The sequence below is a fragment of the uncultured Schumannella sp. genome, assembly GCF_905479755.1.
GTDB lineage: Bacteria > Actinomycetota > Actinomycetes > Actinomycetales > Microbacteriaceae > DCRR01.
The window spans coordinates 24,105-43,295 of sequence record NZ_CAJQNT010000030.1 but is presented as its reverse complement, the minus strand read 5'-3'; the positions used below and the strand labels follow the sequence as shown (position 1 = coordinate 43,295).

19 protein-coding genes and 1 tRNA gene are annotated in these 19,191 nt (G+C 70.0%); 11 read left to right on the top strand and 9 right to left on the bottom strand.

From position 1 onward, the window contains the following. Nucleotides 1-47: 47 nt before the first annotated feature. Nucleotides 48-123 (bottom strand) — tRNA-Ala (locus QZ258_RS08905). A 107-nt stretch (nt 124-230) separates the two neighbouring features. Between QZ258_RS08905 and QZ258_RS08900 the strand changes: the two genes are divergently transcribed. Continuing rightward, the gene (locus QZ258_RS08900) at nt 231-2,945 is read left to right on the top strand and encodes an HAD-IC family P-type ATPase (protein ID WP_294180720.1); all 2,715 of its coding nucleotides are present in this window, start codon (nt 231-233) and stop codon (nt 2,943-2,945) included. Between the two features lie 294 nt (nt 2,946-3,239). Here QZ258_RS08900 and QZ258_RS08895 read toward each other — a convergent pair whose 3' ends face one another. After that, nucleotides 3,240-4,211, bottom strand: a complete 972-nt coding sequence (locus QZ258_RS08895; protein ID WP_294180718.1) for a hypothetical protein — start codon at nt 4,209-4,211, stop codon at nt 3,240-3,242. 126 nt (nt 4,212-4,337) lie between these two features. Here QZ258_RS08895 and QZ258_RS08890 point away from each other — a divergent pair, with 126 nt between their 5' ends. Then, a complete protein-coding gene (locus QZ258_RS08890; RefSeq protein ID WP_294180716.1) occupies nt 4,338-5,033 on the top strand; it encodes a hypothetical protein in 696 nt (231 codons plus the stop codon). A 3-nt stretch (nt 5,034-5,036) separates the two neighbouring features. Here QZ258_RS08890 and QZ258_RS08885 read toward each other — a convergent pair whose 3' ends face one another. Together QZ258_RS08885 and galU are read right to left on the bottom strand one after the other, a co-directional pair. Continuing rightward, nucleotides 5,037-5,687, bottom strand: coding sequence for a GNAT family N-acetyltransferase (locus QZ258_RS08885; protein ID WP_294180714.1), 651 nt, complete (start codon nt 5,685-5,687; stop codon nt 5,037-5,039). Then, entirely contained in the window at nt 5,684-6,580 is an 897-nt protein-coding gene (galU, locus tag QZ258_RS08880; RefSeq protein ID WP_294180712.1) for a UTP--glucose-1-phosphate uridylyltransferase GalU, read from the bottom strand. The genes QZ258_RS08885 and galU overlap by 4 nt, the downstream gene beginning before the upstream one ends. Before the next feature lie 42 nt (nt 6,581-6,622). On the opposite strand from galU, the gene QZ258_RS08875 reads away from it, so the two are divergent. The 3 genes from QZ258_RS08875 to mscL are packed head-to-tail and all read left to right on the top strand — an operon-like array spanning nt 6,623 to nt 7,983. After that, nucleotides 6,623-7,213 carry a 5-formyltetrahydrofolate cyclo-ligase gene (locus QZ258_RS08875; RefSeq protein WP_294180710.1) on the top strand — a complete coding sequence of 197 codons (591 nt, stop codon included), beginning with the start codon at nt 6,623-6,625 and terminating at the stop codon, nt 7,211-7,213. A gap of 25 nt (nt 7,214-7,238) precedes the next feature. Beyond that, nucleotides 7,239-7,532, top strand: coding sequence for an FmdB family zinc ribbon protein (locus QZ258_RS08870; protein ID WP_294180708.1), 294 nt, complete (start codon nt 7,239-7,241; stop codon nt 7,530-7,532). Nucleotides 7,533-7,557: 25 nt separating this feature from the next. Beyond that, nucleotides 7,558-7,983, top strand: a complete 426-nt coding sequence (mscL, locus tag QZ258_RS08865) for a large conductance mechanosensitive channel protein MscL (RefSeq protein WP_294180706.1) — start codon at nt 7,558-7,560, stop codon at nt 7,981-7,983. Between the two features lie 27 nt (nt 7,984-8,010). Here mscL and QZ258_RS08860 read toward each other — a convergent pair whose 3' ends face one another. Continuing rightward, nucleotides 8,011-8,253, bottom strand: coding sequence for a hypothetical protein (locus QZ258_RS08860; RefSeq protein WP_294180704.1), 243 nt, complete (start codon nt 8,251-8,253; stop codon nt 8,011-8,013). Continuing rightward, nucleotides 8,237-11,965 carry an AAA family ATPase gene (locus tag QZ258_RS08855; RefSeq protein ID WP_294180702.1) on the bottom strand — a complete coding sequence of 1,243 codons (3,729 nt, stop codon included), beginning with the start codon at nt 11,963-11,965 and terminating at the stop codon, nt 8,237-8,239. The genes QZ258_RS08860 and QZ258_RS08855 overlap by 17 nt, the downstream gene beginning before the upstream one ends. A gap of 109 nt (nt 11,966-12,074) precedes the next feature. Between QZ258_RS08855 and QZ258_RS08850 the strand changes: the two genes are divergently transcribed. Further along, on the top strand, nt 12,075-13,328 hold the full coding sequence (locus QZ258_RS08850; RefSeq protein ID WP_294180700.1) for a hypothetical protein: 1,254 nt from the start codon (nt 12,075-12,077) through the stop codon (nt 13,326-13,328). Between the two features lie 63 nt (nt 13,329-13,391). Here QZ258_RS08850 and QZ258_RS08845 read toward each other — a convergent pair whose 3' ends face one another. Next, the gene (locus QZ258_RS08845; RefSeq protein ID WP_294180698.1) at nt 13,392-13,679 is read right to left on the bottom strand and encodes a Fe-S cluster assembly protein HesB; all 288 of its coding nucleotides are present in this window, start codon (nt 13,677-13,679) and stop codon (nt 13,392-13,394) included. A 250-nt stretch (nt 13,680-13,929) separates the two neighbouring features. Between QZ258_RS08845 and QZ258_RS08840 the strand changes: the two genes are divergently transcribed. Next, entirely contained in the window at nt 13,930-14,055 is a 126-nt protein-coding gene (locus tag QZ258_RS08840; RefSeq protein ID WP_294180696.1) for a hypothetical protein, read from the top strand. Between the two features lie 76 nt (nt 14,056-14,131). Next, nucleotides 14,132-14,935, top strand: a complete 804-nt coding sequence (gene heR / locus QZ258_RS08835; RefSeq protein ID WP_294180693.1) for a heliorhodopsin HeR — start codon at nt 14,132-14,134, stop codon at nt 14,933-14,935. On the opposite strand, the gene QZ258_RS08830 is transcribed toward heR, so the two are convergent. Then, entirely contained in the window at nt 14,925-16,436 is a 1,512-nt protein-coding gene (locus tag QZ258_RS08830) for a carbohydrate-binding domain-containing protein (RefSeq protein WP_294180691.1), read from the bottom strand. The two genes, heR and QZ258_RS08830, sit on opposite strands and share 11 nt — an antisense overlap. Before the next feature lie 3 nt (nt 16,437-16,439). Continuing rightward, entirely contained in the window at nt 16,440-17,048 is a 609-nt protein-coding gene (locus QZ258_RS08825) for a DUF4956 domain-containing protein (protein ID WP_294180689.1), read from the bottom strand. Nucleotides 17,049-17,210: 162 nt separating this feature from the next. On the opposite strand from QZ258_RS08825, the gene QZ258_RS08820 reads away from it, so the two are divergent. The 3 genes from QZ258_RS08820 (at nt 17,211) to QZ258_RS08810 (ending at nt 19,178) form a co-directional block, all read left to right on the top strand. Further along, complete coding sequence (locus QZ258_RS08820) at nt 17,211-17,642, top strand: DUF6153 family protein (protein ID WP_294180687.1); 432 nt, start codon at nt 17,211-17,213, stop codon at nt 17,640-17,642. 95 nt (nt 17,643-17,737) lie between these two features. Beyond that, nucleotides 17,738-18,316 (top strand): DUF305 domain-containing protein, encoded by a 579-nt coding sequence (locus tag QZ258_RS08815; protein ID WP_294180686.1) that lies wholly within the window; start codon nt 17,738-17,740, stop codon nt 18,314-18,316. Then, the gene (locus tag QZ258_RS08810) at nt 18,306-19,178 is read left to right on the top strand and encodes a sialidase family protein (RefSeq protein ID WP_294180683.1); all 873 of its coding nucleotides are present in this window, start codon (nt 18,306-18,308) and stop codon (nt 19,176-19,178) included. Before QZ258_RS08815 ends, QZ258_RS08810 begins: the two co-directional genes overlap by 11 nt. Nucleotides 19,179-19,191 lie beyond the last annotated feature (13 nt).

The window sequence follows — 19,191 nt, the reverse complement described above, 5'->3', positions numbered from 1 at the left end:
AGGCTCGCCCCGCACGAATGCGGGGCGAGCCTTGTCGTTCTCTGTTCTGGTGGACCCTAGGAGATTCGAACTCCTGACCTCCTCGATGCGAACGAGGCGCGCTACCAACTGCGCCAAGGGCCCGAAAACAACTTCGTCAGAATACCACTAGCGTGCCGCCGATTCGAACCGCACCCGCTCGGGACCTTCGCCCCTCGACGCTCGACACGGCGCCGCCTAGCGTCGAGAGCATGGTGAGGACTGCGACGACGCCCGAAAACGAGCCCACACCGGCGCTGCCCGCCGAGAAGACGGCCTGGCACGAGCTGGAGGTCGCCGAGACCCTCGACCGGCTCGACTCCACGCCGAACGGGCTCAGCCCCGCGACCGCCGCCGAGCGCCTCGAGCGGGACGGGCCCAACGAACTGCGCGCGAGCGGGATCGAGAAGTGGCCGACCACCCTCGCTCGCCAGTTCAGCAGCATCATCATCCAACTCCTCGTCGCCTCGATCATCGTCACCGCGATCCTGCAACGCTGGATCGACGCGACCGCGATCGGCATCGCCGTCTTCGTTGACATCGCGCTCGGCTTCGCGCAGGAGCGCAAGGCGGCGCGCGATGTCGCCGCGTTGCGCGAATTCACCGTGTTGCGCTGCCGGGTGCGACGCGCCGGAGGCGTGCGCGAGGTGAATGCGGCGACGCTCGTGGTCGGCGACCTGGTCGTGCTCGAATCCGGCGACCGGGTGCCGGCCGACCTGCGCCTGCTGAGCGCCAACCACCTCCGCATCGACGAGTCGCTTCTCACCGGCGAATCCCTTCCCGTGACCAAGGACCCGGATGCGGTCGACGGTGCCGCCCCGCTCGCCGAGCAGACCGACATGGCCTGGAGCGGCACGCTGGTCGTCTCCGGTCGAGCGCTCGGGGTCGTCGTGGCGACGGGAGTGCGCACCGCCATCGGCGAGATCGACTCGATGGTGCGCGCCTCCGACACCCCCACTCCCCTGCAGCGGCTCATGCACCGCTTCGAGGGTCGGCTCGGCATCGCAGTCGGCCTCGCCGCCCTGATCACGCTGGGCGGATCACTCCTCACCGGGCTGAGCTTCGCCGACGCGTTCCTTCAGGCCGTCGCGCTTGCGGTCGCGGCGATCCCCGAAGGTCTGCCGGTCGTACTGACGATCGCGTTGAGCCTCGGGGTGTCGCGCATGGCGCGGCACCGCGCCCTGGTGCGCACCCTGCCTGCGGTCGAGGCCCTCGGGTCGACGACGGTCATCGCCTCCGACAAGACCGGAACGATGACCATCAACCGGATGACGGTCGAGCGGGTCTGGACGGCGCGCGACGAAGTGGATTCCGGGCACCTGCGCAGCGCCGACGCCGAGCTGCCCGCGGGGTGCCGCCGCGTCGCGCGCGTCGGTGCCCTCAGCAACGATGCCCGTCGCGATCCCGAATCCGGCGACGTCATCGGCGACCCGGTCGATGTTGCGCTCGCCGAGCTCGCCCTGACGCGCGGCGCGGTCACGGTCGACGCCTTCGACGCCCCCGCGCTCGCCCACCTGCCCTACGAACCGGAGCATCGCCGCTCGACGACGATCACCGAAGACGGCGACGAACGGTTCGTGCTCGTCAAGGGCGCCCCCGACCTGCTGCTCGGGCTGTCGGAGTGGATGACCGGCCCGAACGGCCGCGAGCCGCTCGACCGCGCCCGGGTGCTCGCGGCGCACGACGCGATGGCGAACGACGGCATGCGCGTGCTCGCCGTGGCGGAGCGCCGGCTCGCGCCCGGCGAGTCCACCCACGACGCCCTCGCGTCCCTGAGCGACCTCGAGTTCGTCGGCTTGCTCGGGATGAGCGATCCCCCGCGCGAGGGCGTTGCGGAGGCGATCGCGGCGTGCCGCCGGGCGGGCGTGCTGGTCATGATGGTGACCGGCGACCACCCCAGCACCGCGGCCGCGATCGGCCGCCGACTCGGGCTCGGGGGCACCTCGGCACCCGTGACCGGGGCAGATCTGGATGCCCTCGACGACGCTGCCCTCGTCGCCCGCGTGCGTTCGGCGCGCATTGCGGCGCGCGTGACCCCGCGCGACAAGCTGCGCATCGTTCGTGTGCTCGAGGCGGCGGGCGAAGTCGTCGCGGTCACCGGCGACGGAGTCAACGACGCCCCGGCCCTGAAGGCGGCGTCGCTCGGCGTGGCGATGGGCCGCTCCGGCACGGACGTCGCGCGCGACGCCGCCGACATCGTGCTCACCGACGACGACTTCAGCACGATCGTGCGCGCCGTGCGGGAAGGCCGCGTGACCTTCGCGGCCGTCCAGAAGGCCACCTTCTTCCTGATCTCGACCGGTATCGCGGCGCTCGTCGCCGTCATGGGAAACCTGCTCTTCGACTCGCCGCTGCTCTTCCTGCCGGTGCAGATGATCTGGTTCAACCTCGTCTCCAACGGCGTTCAAGATGTGGGTCTCGCCTTCGAGCCCGGCGAGGGCGACGAGTTGGAACGCCCGCCGCGGGCGCCGACGGACGGCCTGCTGGGCGCGCGGCTGTGGACGCGGATCGCGCTGACCGCGATCTGGATGGGCGGGACCGTTCTCGCCGCGTTCCAGGTCGCGCTCGCGAACGGGGCGGAGCTCGAGGTCGCGCGCACCTTCGCGTTGACGGTGTTCGCGTTCCTCAACCTGTTTCAGACCTTCAACTCGCGCTCGGCGACGCGGTCGCTCTTCCGCCAGTCGCTGTGGGGCAACCGGCTGCTGCTCGTCGCGGCGCTCGGCGCGCTCACCCTGCACGTGGTCGCCGTCGAGACCTCGTTCGGTGCCCTCGTGCTCGGCTTCGCCCCGCTCCCGTGGCAGCTCTGGCTGACCGCCGCCGCGCTCGGCACGAGCGTGCTGGCCGTCGTCGAGGTCGACAAGTGGTTGCTACGCCGGCGGCTGCGCCAGGCGGCGGATCGCTCACGGGAGTTCGCCACCGCGCGGTGAACGTCCCCCCGATTCCGCCCGCGCCGCCGCGCCTCCGCGCCGCCGCGCCTCCGCGCCTCCGCGCCGCCGCGCGCAAAGTCGGAGAATCGGGCCCACCGTCCACGACCCATGGACGAGTCGGCGGGGTTTCCGACTTTCGGGAGGGCAGCAGGCGGCAAGCGGGACGCGGGACGCGGGACGCGGCAGGCCAGTAGCGGCAGGCGGGACGCGGCAAGCCAGTAGCAGCAGGCGGGACGCGGCAAGCCAGTAGCAGCAGGTGGGAGGCGGGAGGCGGCTGCGCCAGGCGGCGGATCGTTAGCCGACGTTGCGGCGGCGGCGCAGCACCTCGTCGAGGTCGGGCGCCGCGGTGAGCGCGTCGTCCACGATCCCCATGCGCGCGTAGCGGCTCGGCGCCGGGGCCTGCGGGGCCGCCGGTTTCTGCGCCGGCGTGCGCGAGGTGATCGACACGACCGCGGGCGCCTCCGGGCTCTCTCGTTGCGCTCGTTCGGCTTCCGCCGCGGCCGCGCGCAGGAGCGCCGCCGAGTCCATCGTCGGCGCGCCGAGCGTCGGGCGCACACGCGCCGCGTGCGGGTGCTCGACGTAGATCGGCTTCGGCAACGGAACCGGCGTCCACACTCGCGGCTCGCGCGCCGCGTCGAGGGGCACATCCACCGGGCGGGCGACGCGAGGCGCACTCGGAACAACGCGCTGGACGCTCGCCAGGCGCACCCGCACCCGCGCCTGCACGATGAGCGACGCCATCGCGGCGACGGCGCATCCGGTCAGCAGCACGACCGCGCCGGGCACGAACGCGGACGACGCGCTCACCCAGAGCTGCGCGCCCGCGACCACGAGCGCCGCGAGTAGCAGCAGCCCAGCCGCGCGGCGAGTGCGACGCAGTCGTTGCGTGAGCGAGATCATGCCGTCGCGCGGCGCCGACACCGTGCGGGCGCGCAGCTTGTCGGTCTGGGTGCGGGCCTGCTCGATCTCGCGCTGGGCGCGCGCCGCCGCCTCGGCCTCGCGCAGCGCCGCGCGTGCGGACTGCCGCTCGAGCGCGAGACGGATCCGTTCCTGCTTCGCCGCCTCATGGATGCTCGCCTCGACGCGCACCGTCTCCGGCACCTCCGCCGTCTCGGCCAGCACGCGCATCGTCTGCTGCAAGCGGGTCGCGGTGCGCTCGGTCGCCAGGTATTCGCGGCGCCGAATCCAGCTCGGCACGAAGTAGAAGAACCACAGGAGTGCCGCGGCGGCCAGCATGACCGTCGTGCTCGCCCCTGTCAGATCCATGCATTGAGGGTACGGAGCGCGACACGCGTCAGCCTGAAGGCGCGCGGCGCGAAGTCTGGTACCCGGCTGGCAATATGCTCCAGTCACGGCCGCTGCCGCATCCCTGAGATCTGATTGGAGACCGGCATGGCCGAGCTCGCCCCTGAGACCCCGGGCGCCCCGAAGCGCCTCGCCTCACTGTTCGGCAACGTCGAACTCGTCATCGTGATTCTGCTCGGCATCGTGTCGGTGACGACCGCCTACGCCTCGTTCCAGGCGGCGCTCTACGACAGCAGCATGGCGGGCAACTACTCGAAGGGCCAGGCGGCCCAGACCGAGGCCGAGTCGCTCTACCTGGAGGCCAACCAGCAGTACATCCAGGATGTGCAGACCTGGGCCCGACTGACCGAGTTGAGCATCGACATGGAGAGCTCGGATGCCGAAACGGCCGCCGCCGCGAACGCCAAGTTTGACACCCTCTACTTCGTCTCCGTGGGCGAGGATCTGGATGCCGCGATCATCTGGTCGCAGGAGCAGAACGACGCCGATCCAGGCACCTACACCAGCCCGTTCGACTCGGACGACTACGAGGCCGCGCTGTTCGGCGCCTGGGCTGAGCTCGACGACGAGAGCGCCGCGTTCCTTGCACAGGGTGACGCCGCGAACTCGTTCAGCGACCGGTTGACCCTGAACACGGTGCTGATGGCGATCACGCTGTTCCTCCTGGGTGTCGCGGCCGTGCTCGCTCAGCGCCGGATGCAGTACGTGCTGATCGCGGTCGGCGGCGCGATCTACGTGCTGGCGCTCGGCCTCACGCTCGCGATCCCGTTCATCTCGCTGTAGGCGCTAACTGAAACGCGGCGGCGCCTTCGCCAGGTGCCGGTCGACGTCGGGGACGCGCCCGGCGCCGGCGGGCACCTTGCCGTCGAGCCAGCGACGCAGCACGCCCTGCGGCACCTCTTCGACGGTGAGCGCGAAGCAGAAGTGGTCGCGCCAGTCGCCGTTGATGTGGATGAACCGGCGGCGCAGCCCCTCGTAGCGGAAGCCGAGTTTCTCGACCACGCGCAGCGAGGCCGCGTTCTCGGGACGGATGCAGATCTCCATGCGATGCAGCCCCACCCCGAAGAAGCAGTGGTCGGTCGCGAGAGCGACGGCGGTCGGGGTCACGCCCCGGCCCGCCGTGCGTTCCGCGACCCAGTACCCGATGGTCGCCGAGGAGAGCGAGCCGTAGCTGATCCCCGAGATGTTCAGCTGCCCGACGAATTCGCCGCCCAACTCGACGGCGAACGGCAGCCCCGACCCGGCGCGCGCGTTGGACAGCAGCGAGCGGATGCCCGCGCGGGTGTCGAAGGACAGCGGTCCGTGCGGGTTGGTCGCCTCCCACGGACGCAACCAGCGCCGGTTGGTGACCAGTTCGCGCTCCAGCGCCCGGGCATCCCGCACGCGAATGGGGCGGATCGTGACCTCGCCCTCGCGCAGCGTCGGAATACTGCTCACTCGGTCAGCGTAGCGGCGAACTCTTTGAGCCAGGGACGGAAATCGGGGCCCAGGTCGGAGCGGTCGCTGGCCAGCTGGACGATCGCCTTCAGGTAGTCGAGCTTGTCGCCGGTGTCGTAGCGCCGACCGCGGAAGACGACTCCGTAGACGCCGCCGAGGTTCTCGGTGTCGGCCGCCATCTCCTGCAGCGCATCGGTGAGCTGAATCTCGTTGCCCTTGCCCGGCGCCGTGTGCTCGAGCACGTCGAACACCTCGGGGCGCAACACGTAGCGACCGATGATCGCGAGGTTCGAGGGGGCTTCGCCCGGCGGGGGCTTCTCGACCATGCCGGTGATGCGCACGACATCGTCTTCGTCGGTGTTCTCGACGGTCGCGATGCCGTAGAGGTGGGTGGCGCTCGGGTCGACCTCGAGGAGGGCGACGACGGAGGTGTTGCGCTGCTGCTGAACCTCGAGCATGCGGCTGAGCAGCACGTCGCGGTCGTCGATGATGTCGTCGCCGAGGAGCACCGCGAAGGGCTCGCGACCGACGTGCATCTTGGCGCGCAACACCGCGTGGCCGAGACCCTTCGGGTCACCCTGGCGCACGTAGTGGACGTCGGCGAGGTCGGTGGCGTACTTCACCTTGGCGAGCTTCGCGGTGTCGCCCTTGTCCATCAGGATCTGCTCGAGTTCCCCGACCCGGTCGAAGTGGTTCTCGAGCGCGTTCTTGTTGCGCCCCGTGATCATGAGCACGTCATGGAGACCGGCCGCGACCGCCTCCTGCACGACGTACTGGATGGCGGGAGCATCCACGACCGGAAGCATCTCCTTCGGCATCGCTTTCGTGGCGGGAAGGAAGCGCGTGCCCATTCCGGCGGCGGGGATGACGGCCTTGGTGATCCGTGAAGTCATGCCGACAAGGTTATCTGTCTCCGAGCCCCGTAGACTCGGAGGATGCCGGACGTGGTAGCGGACGAAAAGCGCGCTCTGCGCGCGGAGCTGCGCGAGCGACGCCGCATTCGCACCTCGACGGAGCGGCAGAACGCCGAGGCGGCGCTCACGGCGCAACTGCGCGCACTCGTCGAGCAGACCGGCGCCGCGTCGCTCTCGGCCTACCTGTCGTTGCCCGACGAGCCGGGGACGCGCGAGTTCCTGCGCTGGGCCGAGGGGGCGGGCATCCAGGTGCTGTTGCCGGTCTCGCGTGAGGACGGCCTGCTCGACTGGGCGCCGTTCGACGACGAGCACGAAGAACTCGATGCGGTCGGGATGCCGACCTCGGGCGGCGAACTGCTCGGCCCGATCGCGATCAACGACGTCGATCTGATCCTGGTGCCGGCCGCCTGCGTCGGCCCGGACGGCACGCGGATGGGCTGGGGCCAGGGCTACTTCGATAAGACGCTCGGATCCATGGAGCGCTGCCCGCCCGTTTATGCTGTGATCTTCGACGAGGAGCTCGTCGACTCCGTCCCGCGGGAACGTCACGACGTCCCCGTCGACGGGGTGGTGATGCCTCGTGGCATCGTGACTTTTTCTGACCACGACTGAGCCCGACCGGGACCCCTGAGGACGTATGCCCACCTATTCGTACCGCTGCACCGAGTGCGGCACCGCTTTCGACATCCAGCAGTCGTTCACCGACGATTCGCTCACCGAGTGCCCCACCTGCCAGGGCAAGCTGCGCAAGCTGTTCAACGCGGTCGGCGTCACCTTCAACGGCTCGGGCTTCTACCGCACCGACAGCCGCGCCGCCTCGAGCGGCTCGGGAAGCGGCGGCAGCAGCTCCGGCAGCAGCAGTTCCGGCGCGAAGTCCGACTCGGGTTCGAGCGCCGCGGCTCCCGCCGCGTCCTCCGCGTCGGCGAGCTGATCCCCGCCTCTCGAAAGGAGCTCCCATGTTCAAGGGATTCAAGGAATTCATCGTCCGCGGCAACGTGATCGACCTCGCCGTCGCGGTCGTCATCGGTGCGGCGTTCACGGCGATCGTCAACGCGCTCGTCTCGGGCGTGTTCAACCCCGTCATCGCGATCCTCTTCAACGCGGATGCGATCGCCACCGTGGGCATCACGCTGCGCGAGGCGAGCGGTGACCAGGAGGCCATCGTGCTCGCCTGGGGCCTCGTGCTCTCGGCGCTCATCCAGTTCGTCCTGGTGGCGGCCGTGATCTACTTCGGCGTCGTCCTCCCGATGAACATCTTCCGCCGCCGCGCCGAGGAGCGCGCCGCGGCCGGCGAGCCCGCGGTCGCGGAGGATGTGCCGCCGACCGAGCAGGAGCTGCTCACCGAGATCCGCGACCTGCTGAAGGCACAGGCCGGCTCCTAGCGAAGGCCTCGACCGGTCGCGGCCGGTCTAGTAGTGCGGCGGCTTGTCGCCGCGTAGCCGGTCGTCGTTCTCGCCGTCGCGATGGCGCTCGGGTTCGGCGGCGGGCTCCGGATCGGTCCCCGGCGGCGGGGCCGTCGTCACCCGACGGCGTCGGCGCGGGCGCGCAGCCGCGTCCTCCGCGTCCGGGGTCGTTTCCTCGCGCGCCGCCTCGTCGGGTGTCGGCTCAGTGGCGTTCGGCTCAGTTGCGTTCGGCTCAGTTGCGTTCGGCACTGGCAACGACCGGGATGCTTTCCGTGACGGGACCCGCGGCGAGCCCCGCGAGCTTGGCGATGCGATCGGCGACCGCGTCGGGGTCGCGGAACAGCTCGAACGCGTGCACGCGGGCGTAGTGCCAGCCCAGCCGGCGCAGCACCTCGGGTCGCAGCCGCAACGCGTCGCGCAACGAGCGCCCCTGCAGCACGGCATCCGTCTCGACAACGATGCAGGTGCCGCCGTGCGCCGCCACCAGCCCGAGCTTGCCGCGGTGGCCGAGCGCCACCCGCAGGCCCCGGGACGCCAGGCGGCGGGCGAGGTCGACGAGCATCGGGTCGGAGTCGTCGGGAACGGGAGGCTCGGCTCGGCGCGCCTCGATCTCGTCGAGGATCTCGGCGAGCGCGATCGCGCCGTGCTCCATGCGGTCATCGTCGACGTCGCTCGGGCGGAAGCAGCTCACGATGACGAGCGAGCGCCGCGCGCGGGTCATCGCGACGGCCAGCAGTCGCGCGCCGCCCGGCTTTCCGAGGGCACCGAAGTCGCTCAGCACCCGGCCGTGCGGGGTGCGCCCGTAGCCGATCGAGAAGATCACGCGGTCGCGGCTCTGCGCGACGGCGCTCTCGATCGTCGAGACGGCGAACGGCTCGGAACGTTCACTCATCACGAATTCGCTGAGCGCGGGGCGCGACGGCATCGCGTCGAGCACGGCCTGCATGACGCGAACGGCATGCTTCGCGCTCGCGGTGACCACCATGAGCGACTCGCGCGGCTTCGCCTCGGCGTGGTCGATGACGAGTTCCAGGACGCGCTGGACCTCGGCGTCGATGCTTTCCACCGCGCCCGAGTCGGGGTCGGGCATCCCCGTGCCGTCGACATAGTCGAGCACCAGGCTGCCGTGCCCGAGGAACGTTCCCGCCCAGGGCAGCGCGTCGATGCGCCCGCCGTAGAAGCGTCGGTTCACGAGCTCGGCGAGGTCTTCGCCGCCCGCGCGGTAGCTGCGCGTGAGCGCCAGCTCCGGCAGCAGTCCGCCGAGCTGCGCGAGCGCCGAGCGATCGTGCAGGGCGTCGAGTTCTTCCGCGTCCAGCCCGGCGTTCTCGGCGGCGAGCCCCGAGCCCGGTTCGAGTCCGACCGCGAACGGGGCGGGCGTCTGCGTCACGGGGTCACCGAAGGCCACCACCTGCGCGGCGCGACGGATCGCGCCAACGTTCTCGGCGAGAGTCGTGGCACCGGCATCCAGCAGCAGCACCGTGTCGAAGCGGATCGTGTCGGAGATGCGGTCGATCTCGTACGGGGAGCTGACCCAGACCGGCGCAATCGTGCGGGCGAGGTGCGGGGCGACGGCGTTCAGACGACCCGACTCCACGTGCTCGCGACGCAGCAGGCGCTTCAGTTCCTCGGCCTCTTCGGGCCAATCGACGAGACCGAGCTTCCAGTTCTCGGCGAGCTGCCACGCCAGCAGGCGCGCACTTCCCGCCGTGTGCGACTCGTCGACCAGCCGGAAGTCGGCCTCGAGGCGATCGAGCACGGCGGTCTGGGCGCCGAGCAGCGCACGATCGGCGGCGAGCAGCGCGTCGAGCGCCGAACGCCACCAGGCGAGTTCGAGTTCGGCCGCCAGCCGGGATTCGGGCACGTGGCGTCCCGCGAGATCGGTGACCAGGTCGCCAAGGTCGAGGTCGCGCAGGCGCCCGACGATCTCGCTGCGCTCCTGCAGGTTGTGCAGCACCTCGGAGTCTTCGGCGAGCGCCGAGAGGAGCTCGGTCAGGCGGTAGAGCGGCAGGCTGGCGAGCTTGTTCTCGCGGGTGACGTGGCCGAGCGGGCCGTCGAGTCCATCGAGGTCCGCCGAGACCTGCTGCCACGCGACGTGGACGTCGGAGAGCCCGACCGGGACCTCCGGGGTGACGCCGGCCGCAACGAAACGCTGCCAGAGCATCCGCTGCTGCTGAATCTTGGTCAGCGCGGAGTGCATGTCGCCGACGTGCATTCCGGGCCGCACGTACTCCTTGGCGAGCTTCTTGAGCCGACGACGGTTGCCCGAGCTCATCGTCGGGTGATCGCGGCGCGGCGCCGTGGCGACGATCAGCTCGCTCAGCGAACGGTCGAAGACGGCGGGATCGAAGCGGTCGAGGGTGTCGCGGATGTCCGCGAGCAACCGCACGTAGACACCGAGTTCGGCGATCGTCTCGAACGGGCGCATGCGCGTCGAGCCGATCAGACGGGTGCCGAGTTCGAGCAGCCGCGGCAGTTCCTCCGCGTGCAGGCGCCGGGCCACCTCGTGCGCGCGGGCCGCCTCCTCGCCACTGTCGAACTTGGCGCCGTACCAGGGCGAATCGGCGGGGCCGTAGCGGAACTCACCGAGGCGCGCGGCCTCGAGCATGATCGCGGCGACGGAGGCCCGGTCGCCGGCGATCTTCTCCACCGTGTCGCGAGACAGCCGGGCGGTCGTGGTCGGCGGATGCGGCAGCAGCGCGAGCCGTGATAGCTCGCTCACGCACTCGAGCACCGAAACCCCGAGCACGGGATCGGGACGCGACAGCGCCGCCCGGTAGTCGAGAAGCACGCCGCGCAGGCGCGACAGGGCCTCGTCGACGTCACCCAGGTGAGGCTGGGAGACCTTCTCGTTGCGCGCGATGCTGCGCACGATGTCGCGTCGCAGGGAGCGCGGCGAGGCCGCAATGCCGCCGAGGCCGATGTCGGTGAGGCGCTGGGTGATCGAGCGGATGCTCGCGCGCCTCGGACTCACCACGAGGACGCGCTTGTTCTGCGCGACAAGCGCACCGATCGCGTTGACGATCGTCTGTGTTCCGCCGGTTCCCGGCAGCGTCTTCACGACGAGCGAGTTGCCGGCGGCGATGTGGGCCACCACATGCTCTTGCTCCGCGTCGGCGTCGAGCACGAGGAGGTCGGCCTGCGGGTCCCGGCGGTCGGGGTCGCTGACGGCGACCTCGCGGTGCCCCTCTTCGATCGCCCAGCGCGCGGTCGCATTCCCGGCGAGCGCGTCGAGCACGGGATGCTCCAGCTCGTCGGCATCGCCGACGAGCTGCGGGGCCACTTCGGCGAACGACGAGACGACCAGGCGCGGTTCGACCGAGAAGTCGTCGAGGTGCCCGGTGAGCGCACGCAACTGATCGATCACGGCGTTCGGCTTGAAGGTGCCGTCCGCATCGGTGAGGGCGACGAACGCGCGCGGGTCCAGTTCGATCCCGAACTGCTGTTCGAGGGCGCGAGCGAGCCCCGGGTTCAGCTCGGGCATCCCGCGCAACTTAACCTCGAAGTCCCGGCCGTGACGGCGGATGGCGAGCGGGCGCACGAGGATCGGGGCGCAGAACGACTCACCGTCGCAGCGCCAGCGGGCAATGCCGATCCCGAGGTGCACGGCGTCGATCCCGCGCGTCGTGGCGAGTTCGAGGCCGCGCGCGGCGATCCGATCGGCGGCGAGCCGTGCCGTGCGCAGCGCGACGTCGTCGCGGATGAGCTGCGACAGCAGGGTGCTCGAGCCGGTGATGAAGCGCGCGAGTCCGCCCGGGTGGGTCGCGCTCAACTCGATGCGCGTGGAGGGATGGTCGGCGAAGTGGATGAGCGGCGAGCGCCCGCCGAGCGCGGCGAGTTCGGCCCGCCAGGCGGTGCGCTGCGGATCGGCGATGTTGGCCGTCGACCAGTCTTCGCCCGCGACCGCGATCGCGTGCGGCGACGTCAGCTGGCGCTCGGCGCGCGGCGATTCGGAGTCGCTCATGTCACGCTCCTCGTCGCGCTCTTCCGCATACCACACGCCGCCACGATACGTCCCGATCCTCCCGAATCCCGGGACCTTGCGCGGGTTTCGCGAACTACACTTTCCAGTCATGAGCGACGCCGTGGTGACCCTGATCGGCGTCGTGGTCGGCATCGGCGCGGCGGGATTCGTCGCGCTCACCGTCGTGGGCGTCATCCTGCTCGCTCGACGTGCGCGCACCGGCGGTGTCCGCGCCCTTCCCGGGCGCACCGAGGCGGGAGCGGAGCTGCTCCGAGCCGACGACGCGCTCCGCGACGCGCGCGACGACCTCGAGTTCGCCCGCGCCCAGTTCGGCAGCGACTCGACGCGGGATTTCGCCGCGCGGGTGGCGGTCGCCGAGGAGGAGCTGCGGCGCGCCTTCGAGCTGTATCAGCGCCTCGATCAGCCTTCCGCCAGCGACCAGCGACGCCGCGCGTTGTCGCGCGAGGTCGCCGCGATCGCGAGCCGCACCCGACGCGTCCTCGCCGAGGAGCGGCTGCGCTTCGTGGCCCGCCGCGACGAGGAGTCGGGGGCGGCCGCCGCCACCGAGGAGCTTCAGAAGCGCCTCGCCGAGCTTCGCGGGGAGCTGCCGTCGGCCCGCGAACTGGTCGAGTCCCTCGGCGCGGTCTACCTCCCGAACCTCGTCGAGACGATCGCCGAAAACCCGGACCGCGCCGAGGCCGAACTCGACGACGTCGCTCGACAGCTCGAGGCCGCGCGTGCGATCGTCGAGACCTCCCGCGTCACGGCGGTCGGCGATGCGCTGCGCGAGGCCCGTTCCGGGCTCGGACGCGGCGCCCACCTACTCGCCGCGATCGACCACCGCCGCAGCGAACTCGCGGATGCGGACGCCGGGCTCGCGACGCTGCGCGACGAGATCGAGGCCGACCTGCGCGCGGCGCGGGAGCTGCGCGATGCGCCTCCCGATGCGGACTCGGGTGCGGCGGTCGGCCGCGCGATCGCGGGGCTCGAGTCGGCACTCGCGGCGGCCCGCACGAAGGACGGCGAGCGCCGCGACCCCGTTGCTGCGCTCGATGCTCTCGTCGAGTCCAGCGCCGAGCTCGACGTCGCGGTCGCCGCCGCGCGCAACCAGCAGCGCCGGCTCGACGGCGCGCGCGGAGCTCTCGCCGGGGCGTTGCTGTCGGCGCGAACGCAGATCGCGGCGGTCCGGGATCTGATCGGCACGCGCCGCTCGGGCGTGGGCGCCCGGACCCGGCTCGCTGAGGCGGAACGCCACCTGCTCCTGGCCGAGAACGAAGCCGACCCGGTCGAGGCCCTCGACGCCGCCCGGCGCGCGCAGACCCACGCGCGCGACGCGGATGCGCTCGCCCGCTATCGTGGCTGAGAACAGCGAAACGGCCCCGCGATCCGAAGATCACGGGGCCGAACGGCTCGGGAGCGGACGCGCCTACGCGGTCGGGCCGCTGATCGCGAAACGGACCGAGCCGTCGTCGGCGACCTGAGCGTCGAGGGTCTTGTCGTCGAGCACCTGTGCGGCGCTCGGCTCGAGGAAGACGCGCGCGCCGTCCTTCTCGACGACCGCGTCGGTCGCCTCGGGCGCGGGGGCCACGGTCACCTGGAACTCCGTCTCCGGCGTTCCGGTGCCCTGGATGCGCAGGCCACCGGTGTCGGTGGTCGGCGACTGGGCGACGATCGTGTTGATGACGGTGCTCGCGGTCTCGGTCAAAGTCAGCATGAAGGGTCCTTTCGGGGATTCCGTCGAGCCAGCCACGATTCCGAGAATCCCGGTCGGTCTCAACCTTTGACGCAGACGTGGAGGGAATTCACACCTCGCGAGCGCGCCTCCGCCGCCGGGTCGGCGTAGCGTGAACCCCAGCGATACGAGGAGGCACCATGTCTGCGCCGACACGCTGCCCGGTGGCCGCGCCGTGCAGTTCATGCACGTCGGCAGCTACAACGAGCTGACGCGTAGCTAGGACCGCCTGATGGCGTGGATCGAGGAGCAGAAGCTCGAGATGCAGCCGAAGATGTGGGAGATCTACCTCACCGAACCCGACCAGGCGAACCCTGAGGCCACGCTGACGCAGATCGTCTGGCCGATCGCCGAGTAGCCCCGTCGCGCCGTGAGGCCTCCCTGCTAGCGTGAGCGTCACTAGCCTTTCCGGAACGCTCGACGAGGAGTACGCCATGGCTCGCACGGTCCGCACGGTCGACGACAACATCCGCCGACTTCGCCCCTACAACCTGGTCGCGGGGGTTCTGCACCTGGTGCAGGCGATCGTCTTCACGGTGATCCTGGCGCAACTGTCGACGCAAGTGACCTTCGGCGTGACCGCGGACTACCTCGCCGGCCCTCCCGGATTCCCGATCCCGCCCGAGCGCGTCGACCTGTTCGCCGTCAACGTCGGCGCGGGCGTGGTCGCGTTCCTCGCGCTCTCGGCGCTGTTCCACTTCCTCGTCGCCTCGCCGTGGTTCTTCGGCCGCTACAGCGCCGGACTGCGGCAGAGCCGCAACTACTTCCGCTGGGTCGAATACTCGCTGAGTTCGTCGATCATGATCTGGCTGATCGCCCAGACCACCGGGATCTCCGACATCGCCGCGTTGTTCTCGATCTTCGCCGTCAACGCCGCCATGATCGGCTTCGGGGCGCTGCAGGAGAAGTACGAGAAGCCCGGAAGCGGCAACTTCACGCCGTTCGTCCTCGGCTCCATGGTCGGGGCGGTGCCGTGGATCGTGATCGTGATCTACTTCTTCTCCCCCGGTTCGTCGAGCGACACCGAGCCGCCGGCCTTCGTCTACGGGATCGTGATCTCGCTGTTCCTGTTCTTCAACACCTTCGCGATCAACCAGGCGCTGCAGTACCGCCAGGTCGGCAAGTGGCGCGACTACCTCTACGGCGAACGCGTCTACATCACGTTGAGCCTGGTGGCCAAGACCGCCCTGGCCTGGCAGGTGTTCTCGGGGGCGATCATCCCCGCGTTCACCGCGTAGCCGCGACGAACTGGAAGCGCTGCCCGTCGACGGTGACCGTGTAGCTGGCCCCGTCTTCGAGCGCCGCATCGGAGAGCACGACCGACTGGAACGCCTTCACCGAGGTGAACTCGATGATCACCGTTCCACTCGCGTCGAGCACCTGCACGGTGCGACCCGCGGCGTACGAGTTGGTGAGCGTCGCCGCGAGCCAGGCCTGCTCCGAGTCCGACTCGGGGGTCTCGGCCATGCCCGCCATGCCGACGGCGAGCACGGTGCCGCCGTCGACGGCGATGGTGCCGTTGGCATCCAGGGCGCCCTCGCGATCCGTGGCGGCGCCGAAGATCGTGGTGGTGCCGCCGGTGATCATGGTGGAGCCGTTGGAGTCGAGGCCGTCGCCGGCCGAGTCGATCGTCACGTCGCCGCCGGTGATCGTGATCATGGCGCCGTCGTCGGCTTCCACGACGCCGCCGACGTCGGTCGTGGTGCTCGTGCCGGTGGTGGCGTTCACGCCGTCGTCGCTCGCCGTCACGTCAAGCGTGCCGCCGGTGACCGTGACGAAGAGCGATTCGACGCCCTCGTAGGAACCGGCGACGGTGGTGTCGCCGCCCGCGACCACGAGGTAGATCTCGGACTTCAGGCCGTCGTCGGCCGCGGTGAGCGTCGTTGTGCCACCGGTGATCACCAGGTCGGTCTGGGCCTGGATGCCGTCGTCGCCCGCACTCAGGTCGAGCGTGCCGCCCGCGAGGTGCACGAAGCCGCGGTCGGTCTCCTCCTCGTTTTCGGACTTCAGCGCATCTCCGCCGGCGTCGACGGTGATGTCGCCGCCCTCGATCGTGAGGGAGTCCTTGCCGCGCAGCCCGTCATCCGCGGCGGTCACCGTGAGGGTGCCGCCGAGGACGACCAGGTCGTCGGTGCTGGTGATGCCGTCGTTGGCGGCGCTCGTGACGGTGAGCGAGCCGGTGCCGGCGATCGTGAGATCGGCGGAGCTGTGCAGCGTCGCGTTGGCCTCCGCGTCGTCGCCGGTCGAGGCGAGCGTGTTGCTGCCGGTGAGTGAGAAGACCACGTCGTCCGCACTCACGACCGAGATGGCGGCGGTGGTCTGACTGGTGATGGAGGCACCGTCGAGCACGAGCGCGACGACGTCCTCCTCGCCCGCGGCGACGACGACCTGCCCCTGCAGCTCGCCGCTCAGCACATAGGTGCCGGCCGCGGTGATCGTGACGGTGGATCCGTCGACCGTCACGCCCTCGCCGCCGGCACTCGCGGTGCTGCCGGCGAGCGCGATCTCCACGGCGCCCGTCATGCTCCACTCGTCATCGTTCACGGTGGTGGCGTTGGCGTTCTCGGCCAGCACCTCCTCGGCGCCGAGCGTCCAGTCGAGCGCGGCCGTCTGCGCGGTCGAGGTCTCGGTGCTGGTGGTGGCCTCGGTGGTCGCGGCGACCGCGCATCCGCTCAAAAGCAGTCCCGCGATGAGCAGGGTGCTCGTGGCGGCGGTCAGGGTGAATGTGTGGTTGCGCATCGGTCAGGCTCCTTCGGTGTTGCGGTGGGCGGGCTGGTAGCGGGGCTCGTCGTCGAGGCGGCGGATGCGCGGGTCAAGCTCGAACCGGACGTCGACGAGAGTGGTCTTCTTCACCAGGTCGACGTGTTGCACGCTGACCCGGTGCACGCGTGCGCCGAGCAGTTCGGCGAGCGCCTGGGTGAGTTCGGTCTCGTTCGTGTACGCGCGGTTCAGCAGCATCGTCTGCTGCCGGTACTGCGCGAACAGCCGCGGGTGGTCGGCGACGAACAGCACCAGGATCATGAGGCCCATGAGGCCGAGGAAGAGCGGCTCGATCGTGGTCGAGAGCCCGGCGATCAGCGCGAGGGCGAGCGAGGCGAAGTAGTAGGCGATCTCGTGCTGCTTGATCGGCGTGGACCGCAGGCGGATGATCGCGAGCACGCCGAACAGGCCGAGCCCGACACCGATGCCGACCGTCGCGCTGGCGAGCACGATCGAGACCCCGAGCACGCCGACGTTGACGGCGAGGAACGCGATGACGAGATCCTTGCGGCGGTGGCGCGGAAAGTAGAGGCCGAACGTCAGTACGGCGATGGCGACCAGATCGATCGCGATCATGACGGCGGTGACCATGAGAACTCCTGTCGGTGGGTGACAGGGTCTATCCCACTCGCGCTCGCTATGCGCTTTCTATGACTGAACAATGCGCGCGGTGTGACTGTGTCGCTCAGGTCCCGACGGGGGCATCTTCAGTCGCGGCGCGGTAATCTTCAGGAGTCGAGAGAAGGCGGAACGATGGATGTGATTCGTGGGGTGATGCACCCGCGATCGGCGACCCATCGCCTGATTTTCGCGTTCGTGATCGCCTCGGCGGTCATTGTCGGACTCCTCGCGATGCACAGCGTCGCCGCGTCGACGGATCACGCCGACGTCGGCTCGACGGTCGCCTCAGTGCAGGCCGACGCCGAGATCAGCGCTCACGGCACAACGACGTCGGGTGACCACTGCGCCGGCGCGTGCAGTGCCGCACCGTCCGACCCCGCGCATTCGATGGTCCTGATGGTGTGCGCACTCGCACTGGTCGTCGCGGCTCTCGCGCTCGTGGCACCCGCGCTTCTCACTCGCCACGCGTCGTCCGTCTTGCGACCAACGAGCGCACCCCAGGACCTGCGCGCCCGCTTCGCGCCGCCGCCTTCTCTCGTCGCGCTGTCAATTAGTCGAACGTGATCCCACCGGGTCTCGGGTCTCCGCCCGAACCTGGTTTCGCCCTGCCCGGGCGACACTTCACGACACTTCATACGACTCTTTGAAAGGAATTCCCCATGGGATTCACCACAACCGCGGCCGTCTCAGGCGCGCTGCTCACCACCCTGCTTCTCGCAGGATGCACTTCCCCGTCCAGCAACGTCGACACCTCATCCACATCCGAATCGGCCGTCGAGGTCAGCTTCGTGGAAGAGATGTTCGTGCTCATGATGATCCCGCACCACGAGCAGGCGGTCGAAATGGCCGAACTGATTCTTGCCAAGGACGACATCGACCCCCGGGTCGTCGAACTCGCCGAGGGGATCATGGACGCCCAGGAGCCCGAGATCGAGACGATGCGCGGGTGGCTCGCCGAGTGGGGAGTTGCCGAATGGGATTCGTCGATGGCGGACATGGGCCACGGAGACGGGATGATGTCAGACTCCGACCTCGCCGCGCTCGACGTTGCCTCCGGAGCCGACGCGACTCGCCTCTTCCTCGAACAGATGATCGTCCACCACGATGGCGCCATCGAGATGGCTCAAGCCGTCGTCGACAGCGGGCAGGACTCGGACGTGATCGCACTAGCCCAGGCCATCATCGACGGCCAGACCACCGAAATCAATATCATGCGGGAGCTCCTCAATGAACTCTGAGTTCCGCGCTCCGGTCACCGGGGTCTCCAAGAAAGTCGGCCTCGTCGCCGCGACCGTCGTCGCGTTGGTGTCTGGGTGCGCCGCGGCGAGCGACTCGAGCACGCCCGAGACCACGGCGGCCGCGCTGAGTCACGTCCACCAGATTGTGGCCGCACCGTCGGGCGACCAGGTCACCCTCGGAACGCACGCCGGTCTCTACACGATCAGTCGAGACGGCGTCGTTGCGGGGCCGCTGGGTGATGCCGACTTCGACGCAATGGGCCTCGCCGTCAGCGCGGGAAGCTTCGTGGCATCCGGGCACCCGGGGGCAACCACTCCGAGCGAATTGGGGTCGCCGCACCTCGGCATCATCCGGAGCGACGACAACGGCGAGAGTTGGTATTCGCAGGCCTTCGCCAGCGACGAGGACTTCCACGTCCTGACGTCCGGGCCCGACGGCGTGCTGTACGGGGTTGGCTCCAGCACTGCCGCCGTGCGCGCGAGCGTCGACGGCGGGGCGACCTGGAGCGTCGGCGCCGAGGTCGGTGCGGTCGACCTCACGGTGACCGCCGACGGGTGGTTGATTGCCGCAACCGAAGCCGGCCTGCAGCAAAGCGGCGACGGCGGCGCGACCTTCGAGGTCATCGGAAGCACGCCGTTGTTGTACCAGCTCGCGACAACGCCGGACGGCGTGATCGTGGGCGTGGACATTGCCGGCGTGCTCTGGCGAAGCGCGGACGCCGTCAACTGGGAGTCGTTCGGTACCGCGACGGGTGGCGTGCAGGCGCTCGGGGTCTCGGCAGACGGCGCTGTCGTCTTGATCGACGACCGCGGTCTCATCTGGATCAACGACTCGATCGAAACGATCATTCCGCTCGGGTGATGCTGCCCGGTGC

What these genes read in the sequence shown, in the direction of transcription:
- QZ258_RS08900 (WP_294180720.1), top strand. Translation starts at nt 231, where the DNA reads ATGGTGAGGACTGCGACGACGCCCGAAAACGAGCCCACACCGGCGCTG.
- QZ258_RS08895 (WP_294180718.1), bottom strand. Translation starts at nt 4,211, where the DNA reads ATGGATCTGACAGGGGCGAGCACGACGGTCATGCTGGCCGCCGCGGCA.
- QZ258_RS08890 (WP_294180716.1), top strand. Translation starts at nt 4,338, where the DNA reads ATGGCCGAGCTCGCCCCTGAGACCCCGGGCGCCCCGAAGCGCCTCGCC.
- galU (WP_294180712.1), bottom strand. Translation starts at nt 6,580, where the DNA reads ATGACTTCACGGATCACCAAGGCCGTCATCCCCGCCGCCGGAATGGGC.
- QZ258_RS08875 (WP_294180710.1), top strand. Translation starts at nt 6,623, where the DNA reads ATGCCGGACGTGGTAGCGGACGAAAAGCGCGCTCTGCGCGCGGAGCTG.
- QZ258_RS08870 (WP_294180708.1), top strand. Translation starts at nt 7,239, where the DNA reads ATGCCCACCTATTCGTACCGCTGCACCGAGTGCGGCACCGCTTTCGAC.
- mscL (WP_294180706.1), top strand. Translation starts at nt 7,558, where the DNA reads ATGTTCAAGGGATTCAAGGAATTCATCGTCCGCGGCAACGTGATCGAC.
- QZ258_RS08855 (WP_294180702.1), bottom strand. Translation starts at nt 11,965, where the DNA reads ATGAGCGACTCCGAATCGCCGCGCGCCGAGCGCCAGCTGACGTCGCCG.
- QZ258_RS08850 (WP_294180700.1), top strand. Translation starts at nt 12,075, where the DNA reads ATGAGCGACGCCGTGGTGACCCTGATCGGCGTCGTGGTCGGCATCGGC.
- QZ258_RS08845 (WP_294180698.1), bottom strand. Translation starts at nt 13,679, where the DNA reads ATGCTGACTTTGACCGAGACCGCGAGCACCGTCATCAACACGATCGTC.
- QZ258_RS08840 (WP_294180696.1), top strand. Translation starts at nt 13,930, where the DNA reads ATGGCGTGGATCGAGGAGCAGAAGCTCGAGATGCAGCCGAAGATGTGG.
- heR (WP_294180693.1), top strand. Translation starts at nt 14,132, where the DNA reads ATGGCTCGCACGGTCCGCACGGTCGACGACAACATCCGCCGACTTCGC.
- QZ258_RS08830 (WP_294180691.1), bottom strand. Translation starts at nt 16,436, where the DNA reads ATGCGCAACCACACATTCACCCTGACCGCCGCCACGAGCACCCTGCTC.
- QZ258_RS08825 (WP_294180689.1), bottom strand. Translation starts at nt 17,048, where the DNA reads ATGGTCACCGCCGTCATGATCGCGATCGATCTGGTCGCCATCGCCGTA.
- QZ258_RS08820 (WP_294180687.1), top strand. Translation starts at nt 17,211, where the DNA reads ATGGATGTGATTCGTGGGGTGATGCACCCGCGATCGGCGACCCATCGC.
- QZ258_RS08815 (WP_294180686.1), top strand. Translation starts at nt 17,738, where the DNA reads ATGGGATTCACCACAACCGCGGCCGTCTCAGGCGCGCTGCTCACCACC.
- QZ258_RS08810 (WP_294180683.1), top strand. Translation starts at nt 18,306, where the DNA reads ATGAACTCTGAGTTCCGCGCTCCGGTCACCGGGGTCTCCAAGAAAGTC.